The organism is Kribbella pratensis (assembly GCF_004365355.1).
Taxonomy (GTDB): Bacteria; Actinomycetota; Actinomycetes; order Propionibacteriales; family Kribbellaceae; genus Kribbella.
Map to the genome: position 1 here is coordinate 873,805 of NZ_SODP01000003.1, position 12,922 is coordinate 886,726.

The window sequence follows — 12,922 nt, forward strand, 5'->3', positions numbered from 1 at the left end:
TTCCGCGTCCCGTAAGATGTGCGCTTGTGCCTTGACCACGGCTCGAGCAGGAGGACTCTGTCCGGTGGGGAGAAAGCAGCTCGCGGGGATCATCGCCGCCGCGGGGCTCGGTGTGCTCGTCGTGGGGTACGGAGCGGCGTTCGCGTTCGCCGGAGACAAGATTCCCGGTGACACGACCGTGCTCGGGATCCCGATCGGCGGTCTCTCGAAGGACGACGCGAAGTCCAAGCTGGACGCCGGTCTCAAGGACCGGATCGCGGCCCCGATCGCGCTGAAGGCGGGCGAGTCGAAGTTCACCGTGGCGCCGGCCGATGCCGGGCTGACGATCGACGTGGATGCCACCGTCGCCGCCGCGGGAGCGGGCCGCAGCCTGTCCCCGGCGCGGATCTGGCACGCGCTCACCGGTGGGGACGCGGTCAAGCCGGTCGTCGAGAAGGACGACGCGAGACTCAAGGCCGCCATCGACAAGCTTTCCGCCCAGGTGAACCGGCCGGCCACCGAGGGCACGATCACGTTCAAGGGCACCACGCCGGTCACGCATCAGCCGGCCCCCGGGCTGCAGCTGGACGCCGCGAAGGCGCCGGCGGCCGTGATCGCGGCGTACCCCTCGGACGGGAACCCGAAGGACCTTCCGGTCGGCGTGACCCAGCCGAAGGCCGGGACCGACGCGATCAAGAAGGCGCTCACGGACTTCGCCGAGCCGGCCATGTCCGGCCCGGTCCGGCTCTCGGTCGGCTCCAAGTCGGTCGAGCTGGAGCCCGCCGAGATCGCCCCGGCGCTGACGCTGACCGCCCAGGAGGGCCAGGTCATCCCGAGCCTGCGGACGAAGTCGCTGGAGCCGTTGTTCCAGCAGCGGTTCAAGACCCTCGAGACGCTGCCCAAGGACGCGACGGTGCAGATCGTCGGCGCCGGGCCGAAGGTGATACCGGCGATCGACGGCATGGTCGTCGACAGGGCGAAGGTCGGGGCGGCGATCCTGGAGATCCTGCCGAAGCCGACCGGTGAGCGGCGGGCCGCCGTACCGCTGACGCCGGTCAAGGCGGCGTTCACCACCGAGCAGGCGACGGCGCTCGGGATCACCGAGAAGATGGGCGATTTCAGCACCCAGTTCCCGCACGCGCCGTACCGCAACACCAACATCGGGACGGCCGCGCGCAAGATCAACGGGACGCTGCTGAAGCCGAACGAGACGTTCAGCCTGAACAAGATCGTCGGCGAGCGGACCAAGGAGAACGGCTTCACCGAGGGCTACATCATCAGCGGCGGGAAGTTCGAGAAGGACCTCGGCGGCGGTGTCTCGCAGTCGGCGACCACCACCTTCAACGCGGCCTTCTTCGCCGGACTGAAGATCCTCGAGCACAAGGCGCACAGCGTCTACATCTCGCGCTACCCGGTCGGGCGGGAGGCGACGGTCGCGTGGCCGAGCGTCGACCTGAAGTTCCTGAACGACTCGGGCCACGGCGTACTGGTGCAGACGATCTTCAAGCCGTCCACCCCGGGAAACTCGGGCAGCATCAGGGTGATCATCTGGGGCACCAAGGTCTGGGACGTCACCGCCGGGCAGTCGGAGAAGTCGAACTTCAAGCAGCCGGTCGTCCAGTACAACCCGGCCCCGGGCTGCGAGGCCCAGGCGCCGACCCCCGGCTTCGACATCACCATCTACCGGTACTTCGCGAAGAACGGCGCACGGGTCAAGACCGAGCAGTTCACCACGAAGTACAACGCCGCCAACGACATCCGCTGCGGCCCGAAGCCCGGCACCACCCCCACGCCACCTCCGGGCGGCACGACGACTCCACCGGGCCGCGTGAAGCCCCCGACCCGCCCGGCGAGCTAGCTCCGGTGCAGTTGGTGGAGCTCGGCGGCCACTTGGTTGAAGAGCTCCTCGTCGATCGCGGCGCCTTCGCGGCGTACCTGGTGCGGGTCGATGCGTAGCACCCGGTCGAGACGGACCTCGCTGCGCCGGTGCTCCTTGTCCCAGGATCCGCTGCCGATGTCCAGCCAGACCCGGCCCCAGCGCGCCTCGTCGGCGGCGTCGCGGTCGTGGTCCTTGCTGGTCAGGATCAGCGCCAGCAGGTAGGCATCGTCGGAGCCGACCACGAGCACGGGCCGGTCCTTGCCCCGGTGGTAGTCCTCCTCGAACGGCACCCAGGTCCAGACGATCTCACCCGGGTCAGCCACCCCGTCGTCCGGGTGCGGCTTGTACTCCACGTGCACGGTCCCCTCGAAGTCCCCGGGGTACTCCGGACGCTCCACCACGTGATCCGCCATGGCACGGGAGCCTAGAGCATGCCTCCCTCACATCACGGTGGTCTCGCAGCGTTCCAGCATCGTGCTCACCACAGAGACCCGAACCGTCAACCGCGGCGCGATCCTCGCCGTGCTGCTCACCGGCCAGTTCATGGCCAATATCGACACTGCGGTCGCTAACGTCGCCGGACCGTCGATCGGCGCCGATCTGCACGCGTCCGAGGGCGCGGTCGGCCTGGTCGTCTCCGGGTACGTCGTCGCGTTCGCCGTACTGCTGATCACCGGTGCGCGCCTCGGCTCGTCGCTCGGGTACCGGCGGACGTTCCTGCTCGGCCTGACCGTCTTCACCGTGGCATCGGCTCTGTGCGGCCTCGCTCCCGGCATCGCGACGTTGGTGGTTGCTCGCTTCGTCCAGGGGGCCGGTGCGGCGCTGATGGTGCCGCAGGTGCTCAGCGGCATCCAGCTGCATTTCCAGGGCCGCGATCGGCTCAAGGCGCTCGGCTACTTCTCGATCGCGTTGTCCGGTGGCGCAGTGGCCGGCCAGCTGCTCGGCGGTGTGCTGATCGCCGCGGACATCCTCGGCACTGGCTGGCGGCCGATCTTCCTGGTCAACGTGCCCATCGGCATCGCTCTGGCTGTGGCAGGTCGTCGCCTGCTGCCTGCCGATTCTGTTGCTCGCCGCGACCGCTTGGACCTGTCCGGCGTACTCGCGTTGTCCACAACGGTTCTGCTTGTCATCGTGCCGCTCCTGCTCGGCTCCGAGCGCGGCTGGCCCACGTGGTCCTGGCTGTGCCTCCTGCTCAGCCTGCCTGCTCTAGGGCTCTTCGAGTACGGCGAACGGCGTACGGCTGCTCGTGGCGGCCGGCCGCTCGTCGCGCGACAGGTACTGGCCGATCGCTCCGTCCGCGCCGGCCTGCTCGCCCACGGGTGCACCAGCGGCACGTACTTCGCTCTGCTATTCGTGCTGGCCCTCTACCTCCAGGGCGGTCTGCACAAGGGTCCGGCGTACTCCGGCTTCGCCATGGTGGTCTGGGTCGCTGCGTTCGGTCTGGCCGGACCGATCCTGCCGAGGCTGCGCAGGGGAGTGCGCTGGATGCCAGTGGTCGGCTGCCTCGTACTGACTGCCGGCTACGTGTCTGTGCTGGCCTACCTATTCCTGGGCGGCCACACCGGTCCGCTCCTGTTCGCTCTGCTGGGAATTGGCGGGCTAGGGCTCGGTATCAGCGCCAACACGCTCATCGGTGCCGTCACGTCGCGCATGTCCTCGGAGTACGCCGCTGATCTGTCCGGAGTGGTCGCGACGAACGCACAGCTCTCCGGGGCGCTAGGTGTCGCGCTGGCCGGCTCTACCTACGCCGCGCTGGCTGCGGACCCCAGCCGGGCGCTGGAGGTTGTGCTGGCAGGTTTCGTCGTACTGACGCTCATCGGGGGCACTGCGGCTCATCGACTGGTCAGATAGCGGTACCGGTACGCCTCGCGGTACCCGAGCCGCGTGTACGTCGCCATGGCGGCGGCGTTCTCGAGTAGCACCTCGAGGTAGGTACGCCGCCCGCCGTCCGGCCCCGCCCAGCGTGCGAGCCCCTGCACGATCGCCGTACCGAGTCCTCGGCGCCGATAGCCTTCGCAGACGCGGATCGCGTCCACACCGAGCCAGTGTCCTGTCATGGACCCGCGCCCGACCGCCACGACCTGTCCATCGAGCGTGACCGATGCAAACCTCGCCTTCGCGGCTCCCTCGAGAACCTTCGGGGCTACCTCCGGCACCGGGCCGTCGAACGCAGCCGCATACCACTGGGCGTTCGGCCGCTCAGCCAGCTCTACGGCGTATCGGGGCTCGGGGTTCACGTGATCGAGCGTGGTGTGCATGACCAGGACGTCGGACTGCTCCGGCCGGGCGTCGACCCACCCGCAGGCACGAATCTCCTCGTCTTCTGGACTGCCGAGGCGGACTTGAGCCTGTGGGGGAAGGCCGCGTTCGTCGTAGAAGTTCTCCGCTTGTCTGAGGACATCGGAGACGGGCATCCCGGGGCTTCCCGTCGGGAGAAGCGAATTGGCCCGGCCGGTCCAGCCCGAGGATGCCCGCAGCAACCAGTGACCGACGTACGCGGTCTCCGCCGCCGGGCGACCCAGCGCCGCGGTCAGGAATAGCTGGTCGACGTCCACCGGGCGCAGCGGCATCTCAGGGATGGTCTTGGCCGCCGTGATGTCGCCGGTGGCGATCTCGTGCACGGTGCTGTCCACGTGCCGGACGGCCAGCCCGTGAGGGTCCCAGGCCTGCAGTACGCCGATCACATCGGTCAGGCCGCCCGGTATCCGGTGCCGGACGACGACACGGTGGCCGATATCACGGGCGCCGAGGCCTGACACGATCCGGACTCCTGGCAAAGTGGGCGAAGTACTACCGTGATACTAGAGACACGAGCATCACCGCATCGCAGCACCCCGAATCCGACGCTGCGCTTGCCTGCCATAGGAGGAGTAGCAGTGACCTACGTCATCGCGCAGCCGTGTGTTGACCTGAAGGACCTCGCGTGTGTCGAGGAGTGCCCCGTCGACTGCATCTACGAGGGCAACCGGATGCTGTACATCCACCCCGACGAGTGCGTCGACTGCGGAGCCTGCGAGCCGGTCTGCCCGGTAGAGGCGATCTACTACGAAGACGACACCCCGGAGCAGTGGAAGGACTACTACACCGCGAACGTCGACTTCTTCAACGACCTCGGCTCGCCCGGCGGTGCGTCCAAGCTCGGCAAGATCGACAAGGACCACCCGTTCATCGCCGCCCTGCCGCCGCAGGAACACGACGAGTAAAGCGAAAAGAAGAAGCGGGAGTGGTCGCCGCGCTGCGCCCGCGGGAACACGACGAGTGATCAGCTGAATACGGAAAAGGGACGTCCCGAGCGGGGCGTCCCCTTTCTATTGGTCCAGCACGTCCACGTGGACGTGGTCGAGGTGGCGGAGGATCTTGGGGTCGCCGGAGCGCTCCGGTGGCGTGTAGTCCCGCCAGCCGCTGTCCGACCGCCCGCCGGCGGTCCAGATCTTGTCACTGAAGATCACCGTCTCGATCTTCAGCAGATCGGCCCGCGCGACCAGGTACTGCGCCATCGCCCAGCCCTTGGTCGTGTTCGCCGTCGAGATCGGCCGGACGAACACGTCCACGGCCCGCCCGTCGTAGTGCGCCGACCCCTCCATGTGCCCGGTCGAGACCCCGCCCGCGGCGTACCCACCGGTCGACAGCTTCCCGAACGTCCGCACCAGATCCTTCCGTACGGCGTCCGCGCGCGGCGTCAGCCCGTTGGCGCCGATCTTCTCCGCAGGCACCGAGTCGGTGTTCACAGTGCAGCTGAACACGCTCTTCGACTGCCCGGTCAGCGCGGACGCCAGGACGCGAGCGTCCGCCTCGTGATCGGCGTACGCGGTCGGGAACGCGCTGCGCTGCACCTTGTCCGCGGCGACCGTGATCGCGAGCTTCTGGTAGTTCTTGATCTTCACCAGCGCGTCGTAGAACTTCCCGGTCGCGTAGTACGGGTCCTGGACCTGCGTCGCCGTACCCCAGCCCTGGGACGGACGCTGCTGGAACAGTCCGAGCGAGTCGCGGTCGCCGTGCGCCAGGTTGCGCAGGTCCGACTCCTGGTACGCCGTAGCCAGCGCGATCGTCGCCGCGCGTGCCGGCAGACCGCGCCGTACGGCGGTGCCCGCGATGATCGCCGCCGACTCGGCTTGCTCGAAGTCGAGCACGACCATCTGGCCGTTCACCGTGGCCGTGCACTGCTCGCGCGGCGGCAGGAGGTTGCCCACGTGCTTGCCGCCGAGCCAGGCGATGCCGACGCCGATGGCAAGGCTGAGCACGCCAATGGCGCCCACGGCCACGAGGGCACCACGCTTCACCGGCATACCGCTCCCAACGTCCGAGGGCGGGGGACAGGTTCCAGTTCGCCCATCACGAACTGGTTGACGTGTGCAGCCTCACGTTTGTTGGCAAAGTCATACTTTCGTACAGGTCAGGCGTTGGCGTGCAGCGCCTCGTTGAGCGTGATGCCCTCGCCCTTGCGCGGCCGGGCCTCGACGGCGCCGGTGACCGAGTTGCGGATGAAGAGCAGACCGGGCTGGCCGGACAGGTCGCGGGCCTTCACCGTGCTGCCGTCCGGGAGCGTGACCTTGGTGCCGGCGGTCACGTACAGACCTGCCTCGACCACGCAGTCGTCGCCGAGCGAGATGCCGGTCCCGCCGTTCGCGCCGAGCAGGCAGCGCTTGCCGATCGAGATGACCTGCTTGCCGCCGCCGGACAGCGTGCCCATGATCGACGCACCCGCACCGATGTCGCTGCCGTCGTCGACCACGACCCCGGCCACGATCCGGCCCTCGACCATCGACGTACCGAGCGTGCCGGCGTTGAAGTTCACGAAGCCCTCGTGCATGACCGTGGTGCCTTCCGCGAGGTGTGCACCCAGCCGGACGCGGTCCGCGTCGCCGATCCGGACACCGGACGGTACGACGTAGTCCGTCATCCGCGGGAACTTGTCCACGCTGGTCACGCCGAGGTGCTGGCCCGCGGCGCGCGCCCGCAGCCGGACGTTCTCGATCTCGTCGACCGGGACCGGGCCGAGAGACGTCCAGGCGTTGTTGGGGAGGGCCGCGAAGATGCCGTCCAGGTTGACGCCGTGCGGGCGGACCAGGCGGTGGCTGAGCAGGTGCAGGCGGAGATACGCGTCCGCAGTACCGTTCGGTGCCTCGTCCAGGACGATCTGGATCGCCACGACCTCACGCCGCACCTGGCGCAGGTCGTCGTGGCCCTCGGCGGCGATCAGCTCGGCCGGCGCCTTGGTGTCCTCGGGCCGCGCTCCCAGCGCGGGCGCCGGATACCAGACGTCGAGGACGTCTCCAGCAGTCGTCACGGTCGCAAGGCCGTAGCCCCAGGCATGCACGGCGTTCTCGGTCATGGCTACACCCTAATTCGGCGGCGGCCTGGCGCGTGGCGTGGTCTACTCTTCGGATGCTTCCAGACTGGCTTGAGGTCGTGTCGGATCCGGTTCTCGAGGCTACGAAGGCGCCTGGCACCGGCGAGCTGCACGGCGAGTTGCTGCGGCAGTGGGGGTCGTCCGAGGTGTGGCGGTTGTCGTACGGGCTTCGCAGCGTGATCGTGAAGAGAGGGACCGACGGGCAGGCCGACGAGGCAGCGGCGTACGAGCGATTCGTCGTACCGCTGGAGTTGCCGGCGCCTGCGTTGCTGCACCGGTATCGCTCGGCAGAGGCAGGTGTGCTGGTCCTGGCCGACGTCGGGAGGGTGACGTTGGAGCAGGAGCCGAGTGCTTCCGGTTTCCTTGCCGCCGCTGAGTTGGCTGCGGCGATCCGGTCGCGAGAGGTGTCGCAAGGCAGTGAGTTCCCGCCGGAGCGCGTGAAGGAGATGGCGGACCGAATCGGACGGATCGACTTCGATCTGAGCCCGCTGACGGAGGCCCTGGCCGCACTGCATCGGGACGCTCCAGTGGGGGTCGTACATGGTGACTTCGTGCCGAAGAACCTGGTCACCGATGGGGTGCGCTGGACCGCGATCGACTGGCCTGGGGCTTATCTGGCACCGCATCTCAGCGACCTCTACACACTGCTCCGCGACGCCGAGTCCCTCGGTCACGACCGCGCTCCGATCGTTGCCCACTACATCGATGCTGCAGGCACCAATCTGGCGTTGGTCGAACGTCAGCTCCTCGTCGGCGGAGGATGCTTCTACCTGGTGGCGTTGCGGTTCATCGTCGAGGAGGGTTTGCGGACGATCCCTGACTCGGTGAACTGGATCGACGGTCTGCTCGCCGAACTCGCGGACATCGTCGGAGGCTTGTCGTGAAACTCCTCGTCCTGGGTGGCACGAAGAACCTCGGCCGCCACGTCGTTGAGGCAGCCCTTGCCTCCGGCCACGAGGTGACGCTGTTCAACCGCGGTCGGACGAATCCGGAACTGTTTCCTTCTGTACGCCGCCTGGTCGGCGAACGCGCGGCGCCCGGTGTGCTGGCGACGGGCGAGTGGGACGGCGTGATCGACATGTCCGGCTTCCTGGTCCGCGCCGTTTCACTGAGCGCTTCGGTACTGCGGGATCGCTGCGGTTTCTACACGTTCATGTCGTCGATCGCGGTCTATGCCAGCAAGACGACGGCCGGGATGACGGAGTACGCCGACCTGTTGCCGTGGCCGGAGGGTGCGCCGGAGGACGAGTTCACGATGGATCTTTACGGTCCGTCGAAGGTCCGCTGCGAATCGTTGCTCACAGCCACCTTCGGCGACCGGACGGCCGCAGTACGCTCCGGCTTCGTCGTCGGTCCCTACAACCCCGACTTCGGCAACTGGGGCTGGGCGCTCGCCCACGGACTTCCGATGGAATGCGCGGCCCGCCCCGACCAGCCCATCCAGTACATCGACGCCCGCGACCTGGCCGCGTTCCTCCTCCACCTCACCATCTCCCGCTCGAGCGGCCCGTACAACGCGGTCGGCCCCACCCACACGATGACGGACCTCGCCGACACCTGGCGCTCCGCCGTACCCACGCGCCCACCCGTCAATTGGCACCCCACCGAAGACCACTTCCACCTCCCCCACGACGGCACCAACGACGGCACCTTCCAACTAACCAACACCCGAGCCCTAACCGCCGGCCTCCACCTCCGCCCACCCATCGAAACCGCCCGCGACTACATCACCTGGGTCCACAATGGAAACGTTCCTCCCGCGCCGCCGCACTGATACGGGGCATCCAGGGGCATCCGGGGGCAGATATCCACAGGCTCGAGTCGGAGCCCTCCGCGACGGTTTTACGGCACCTAAGGTGTCGCTCCATGTACTTCGAGCGACCGCTGGTGCGTGCCTACGTGGACGAAACCGGCGACCGCGGTCTCACACCGAGATCGTCGCGGTACTTCGGCATGGTTGCGCTGCTCCTCGCCGACGAGGATGACGCGGGTATGCGGCGTGCGATCGCCGAGTGCCGCCGGCGACTATCCGTGCCCGCGAACCTTGGCGTGGTTCGAGAAGCTGCGGGTGAGTGGCTCGGCCGACCGGCCCTGGGAGCTCCCGCGAGGTAGACCTGCGTTCCTAGGACCGGGCCAGCTCGATGGTCTGCAGGCGGCGGATCAGTACTGCGGCATGCTGCGCGCTGCCCTGGAAGCCGACGAATTCGGTGGGTTCGAGGCTCATCGCCTGCTGGCGGTGCGGCCGCAGATCCGGTACCCCGACGGGTTCGAAGGGATCGTGCTCCCCGGCACGATGGCGGCGTACCCGTGGTGGCCGAAGGACGGGTTGTGATAGCAACGAGGCCTTCGATGGTCCGGAGCGCCGCACCTGACAGGCGGGTCTGACAGCAGACCTGGCGTTCTCTCCGCGGCCATCGAAGGCCTCGTGCTGACGAGAATAGCAGGTGGTCCACGATGGAAACATGTCGTCAGACGGGCGCACCTGGTCCGTAACATTGCGCCGTGATCATTGAGACCGGTGATGGACCAGGTGGACCTACCAGTGTGCGGGCTGGGTTCAGCAGTGTGGAGGGGACTCGGTACTCCGGGACTTCCGGCGGGAGGCTGGAGGTCGGGCTGCCGGGGGTTGGGGGAGTGGTCCAGGCCGGTGATCGGTTGCGGTACAAGGTTTATCCGGAGCTTGATGCGGGGCTGAGCTACTCGGCTACGTATGTGGCGGTGGAGCTGGTTTTCTCTGACGATGCGCGGTCGGCGGGGGTTGATCAGTACGGGAAGCCGGCCGATGCGGCGGGGCAGGGTGCGGCGAAGATTCTGTACGCCGACCAGTGGAACGACGTCCAGGTCGATCTGACCGCGTACGCGGGGAAGACGATTGCGGACGTCCTGCTCGTGGTGGACGCGCCTGACGCGGGACATGCGTTCGTCGGGTGGATCGACGACGTGGAGGTCGGCCCGGCCCCGGCGGAGCCGGACGGCTCGGACCTCGCGGCGTACGTCGACACCCGTCGCGGTACGAACGCCAGCCACGACTTCTCGCGCGGTAACACGCTGCCCATCACCGCCTGGCCGAACGGGTTCAACTTCCTCACCCCGGTGACCAACGCGTCGACGTACCGCTGGCCGTACGAGTACCACCGCGCCAACAACGCGGACAACCGCCCCGAGCTGCAGGGTCTCACGTTCTCGCACCAGCCGAGTCCGTGGATGGGCGATCGCGATCAGCTGACGATCATGCCGGTCGCGGCGGCCTCGCCGCTGGGGGATCCGGCTGAGCGCGCGGTTGCCTTCAGCCATGACGACGAGGTCGCGCGGCCCGATCTCTATGCGGTTGCGCTCGCGAACGGCGTACGCGCGGAGCTCGCTCCGACCGACCACGGCGCGATCTTCCGCTTCACATTCCCGGCAGACGCTGCAGGCCGGCACCTGGTCTTCGACACGATCGACGAGAACGGAGCCTTCTCGTACGACGGGACCGCGCTCACGGGCTGGGTCGAGAACGGGGCCGAGTTCGGGCGGACGCGGATGTTCTGCTACGGCGAGTTCTCGGCTGCACCGATCGGTTTCGGTCCTGCGTCCGGTGGTCGCGAGAACGCGCGGGCGGCGAGCTTCGACGTACCTGAGGTGACGTTGCGGATGGCAACGTCCTTCATCGGGGTCGACCAGGCGCGGCACAACCTGTCGCTGGAGCTGGGCGGGACGTTCGAGGAGATCCAGGCCGCGGCCAACGCCGCGTGGAACGAGCGCCTCGCGGTCATCCGGCCGGAAGGCGCGACGCCGCCGCAGCTGCGGACCGTGTACGGCAACCTCTACCGGCTCAACCTCTACCCGAACTCGCACTTCGAGAACGCGGGGACCGCCGCCGAGCCGTCGTACGTGTATGCGAGCCCGGTGCTTCCTGTGGACGGTGAAGCGACCGACAGCCTGACCAACGCGGTCGTGAAGCCGGGGAAGATGTACGTGAACAGTGGGTTCTGGGACACGTACCGGACCGCGTGGCCGGCGTACGCGTTCTTCTATCCCGCGTTGACCGGCGAGCTGATCGACGGGTTCGTGCAGCAGTACCGCGACGGCGGCTGGATCGCGCGGTGGTCCTCGCCGGGGTACGCCGACTGCATGACCGGGACGAGCTCGGACGTGTCGTTCGCCGATGCCTATCTGAAGGGCGTCGAGCTGCCGGACCCGCTGGCGACGTACGACGCCGGGCTCCGGAACGCGACCGTCGCACCAGAGGCGACCGAGGTCGGGCGGAAGGGCGTGGAGACTGGGTTCTTCGCCGGGTACGTGAGCACGGACACCGAGGAGAGCGTGTCGTGGTCACTCGAGGCGTATCTGAACGACTTCGGGCTCGCGGCGATGGCTACGCAGCTGGCCTCTGCGGCTTCGGGGGAACGTCGGGCGCAGCTGCTGGAGGAGGCGGAGTACCTGCGCCGGCGCTCACTGAACTATGTCCTGCTCTTCGACCCAGCGGTCAACTTCTTCCAGGGTCGATTGGCGGATGGGACCTTCGCCAAGCGGCCTGCCGAGTTCGACCCGGAGGAGTGGGGCGGCGACTTCACCGAGACCGACGGGTGGAACTTCGCGTTCCACGTCGCCCACGATCCACGCGGTCTGGCCAACCTGTATGGCGGTCCGGGCGGCCTCGAGGCCAAACTCGACGCGTTCTTCTCCACGCCCGAGCTGGCTGTGAAAAAGGGCACGTACTCGATCGTCATTCACGAGATGCTCGAGGCGCAGGCGGTCCGGATGGGCCAGTTCGGCTTCAGCAACCAGCCCGCCCACCACATCGCCTGGATGTACAACTACGCCGGCGCCCCGCACAAGACTCAAGCCATCGTGCGCGAGGTGCTGGAACGGTTGTACGTCGGCGAACAGATCGGCCAGGGCTATCCCGGCGACGAGGACAACGGCGAGATGTCCGCCTGGTACCTCTTCGCTGCCCTAGGCATCTATCCGCTGCGCGTCGGCGCTCCGGAGTACGCCATCGGCTCACCGCTCTTCCCCCGCGTCGTCGTCACGCCTCTGGGTGGGGAGCCGCTGGTGGTGACCGCCTCAGACGTTGGTCACCCCTACGTTCAGGATGTTCTCGTCGATGGCAAACCGTTGCCTACAGCATCCATAACCGCTGCCGACCTTCGCGCTGCCCACCAACTCGACTTCACCCTCGGCGCGGAACCATCCGACTGGGCCACCCTCGACTCCCCACCCGCCCTGACCCTCGACGACGCCGTCCCCACCCCGCTCGTCGACCTGATCCCACGCCAACCCGACAACCCCCTCTTCGACGACACCTCCACCACCGAGACCGTCGTACACGGCGCAGTCACGTGGTCCCTCCCGACCCCGGCCACCCCAACCCTCTACACCCTCACCTCCTCCCGCTCCGAACCCGGCCCCACCTCCTGGCGCCTCGAAGGCTCGACCGACGGCTCCACCTGGACCCTCCTCGACGAACGCACCGACCAGACCTTCCGCTGGCCCCGCCAAACCCGCCCCTTCACGATCCCAACCCCAACAGCCTTCCAGCACTACCGCCTGACTCTCGCCCAAGAAGCCACCCTCGCCCAGGTCGAACTCCTGTCCTAACCCGGCCACCCATTCGCCGAGTCGTGGAATGTGGCTCCCAAAATCGACCCCGTTCCACGACTGGCGATTCAAGCGCCGAGCCATTTGCCACGACTCGATGCGCGCGGACGTCGGATCCAGCCGCTGGCCGC

Annotated in this window: 11 protein-coding genes; 7 read left to right on the plus strand and 4 right to left on the minus strand. The window is 67.9% G+C overall.

Features of this window, described 5'->3' with window-relative positions; genetic code table 11:
* Positions 1 to 64 precede the first annotated feature (64 nt).
* Positions 65 to 1,837: a VanW family protein gene (locus tag EV653_RS32140; protein WP_134108444.1), complete on the plus strand. Its 1,773-nt coding sequence runs from the start codon at positions 65 to 67 to the stop codon at positions 1,835 to 1,837.
* Here EV653_RS32140 and EV653_RS32145 read toward each other — a convergent pair.
* Positions 1,834 to 2,271, minus strand: a complete 438-nt coding sequence (locus EV653_RS32145; protein WP_134108446.1) for a type II toxin-antitoxin system PemK/MazF family toxin — start codon at positions 2,269 to 2,271, stop codon at positions 1,834 to 1,836. The genes EV653_RS32140 and EV653_RS32145 overlap by 4 nt on opposite strands.
* 61 nt (positions 2,272 to 2,332) lie before the next feature.
* Here EV653_RS32145 and EV653_RS32150 point away from each other — a divergent pair, with 61 nt between their 5' ends.
* Positions 2,333 to 3,709, plus strand: coding sequence for an MFS transporter (locus EV653_RS32150; RefSeq protein ID WP_238160573.1), 1,377 nt, complete (start codon positions 2,333 to 2,335; stop codon positions 3,707 to 3,709).
* On the opposite strand, the gene EV653_RS32155 is transcribed toward EV653_RS32150, so the two are convergent.
* Positions 3,691 to 4,617: a GNAT family N-acetyltransferase gene (locus EV653_RS32155; protein WP_134108448.1), complete on the minus strand. Its 927-nt coding sequence runs from the start codon at positions 4,615 to 4,617 to the stop codon at positions 3,691 to 3,693. The genes EV653_RS32150 and EV653_RS32155 overlap by 19 nt on opposite strands.
* A gap of 117 nt (positions 4,618 to 4,734) precedes the next feature.
* On the opposite strand from EV653_RS32155, the gene fdxA reads away from it, so the two are divergent.
* Positions 4,735 to 5,061 (plus strand): ferredoxin, encoded by a 327-nt coding sequence (fdxA, locus tag EV653_RS32160; RefSeq protein ID WP_012923087.1) that lies wholly within the window; start codon positions 4,735 to 4,737, stop codon positions 5,059 to 5,061.
* Between the two features lie 105 nt (positions 5,062 to 5,166).
* Here fdxA and EV653_RS32165 read toward each other — a convergent pair whose 3' ends face one another.
* Both EV653_RS32165 and dapD read right to left on the minus strand, forming a co-directional pair.
* Positions 5,167 to 6,144, minus strand: coding sequence for a hypothetical protein (locus EV653_RS32165; RefSeq protein WP_134108450.1), 978 nt, complete (start codon positions 6,142 to 6,144; stop codon positions 5,167 to 5,169).
* A 107-nt stretch (positions 6,145 to 6,251) separates the two neighbouring features.
* Positions 6,252 to 7,190, minus strand: a complete 939-nt coding sequence (gene dapD, locus EV653_RS32170) for a 2,3,4,5-tetrahydropyridine-2,6-dicarboxylate N-succinyltransferase (RefSeq protein ID WP_134108452.1) — start codon at positions 7,188 to 7,190, stop codon at positions 6,252 to 6,254.
* Between the two features lie 53 nt (positions 7,191 to 7,243).
* Here dapD and EV653_RS32175 point away from each other — a divergent pair, with 53 nt between their 5' ends.
* From EV653_RS32175 to EV653_RS32190, 4 genes are all read left to right on the plus strand, one after another.
* Entirely contained in the window at positions 7,244 to 8,092 is an 849-nt protein-coding gene (locus tag EV653_RS32175; RefSeq protein WP_134108454.1) for a phosphotransferase, read from the plus strand.
* On the plus strand, positions 8,089 to 8,982 hold the full coding sequence (locus tag EV653_RS32180) for an NAD-dependent dehydratase (RefSeq protein ID WP_134108456.1): 894 nt from the start codon (positions 8,089 to 8,091) through the stop codon (positions 8,980 to 8,982). The genes EV653_RS32175 and EV653_RS32180 overlap by 4 nt, the downstream gene beginning before the upstream one ends.
* A 225-nt stretch (positions 8,983 to 9,207) precedes the next feature.
* Positions 9,208 to 9,540 carry a hypothetical protein gene (locus EV653_RS32185; protein WP_134108458.1) on the plus strand — a complete coding sequence of 111 codons (333 nt, stop codon included), beginning with the start codon at positions 9,208 to 9,210 and terminating at the stop codon, positions 9,538 to 9,540.
* Between the two features lie 386 nt (positions 9,541 to 9,926).
* Positions 9,927 to 12,791 (plus strand): GH92 family glycosyl hydrolase, encoded by a 2,865-nt coding sequence (locus tag EV653_RS32190; protein WP_202871924.1) that lies wholly within the window; start codon positions 9,927 to 9,929, stop codon positions 12,789 to 12,791.
* The last annotated feature ends 131 nt before the right edge of the window (positions 12,792 to 12,922 follow it).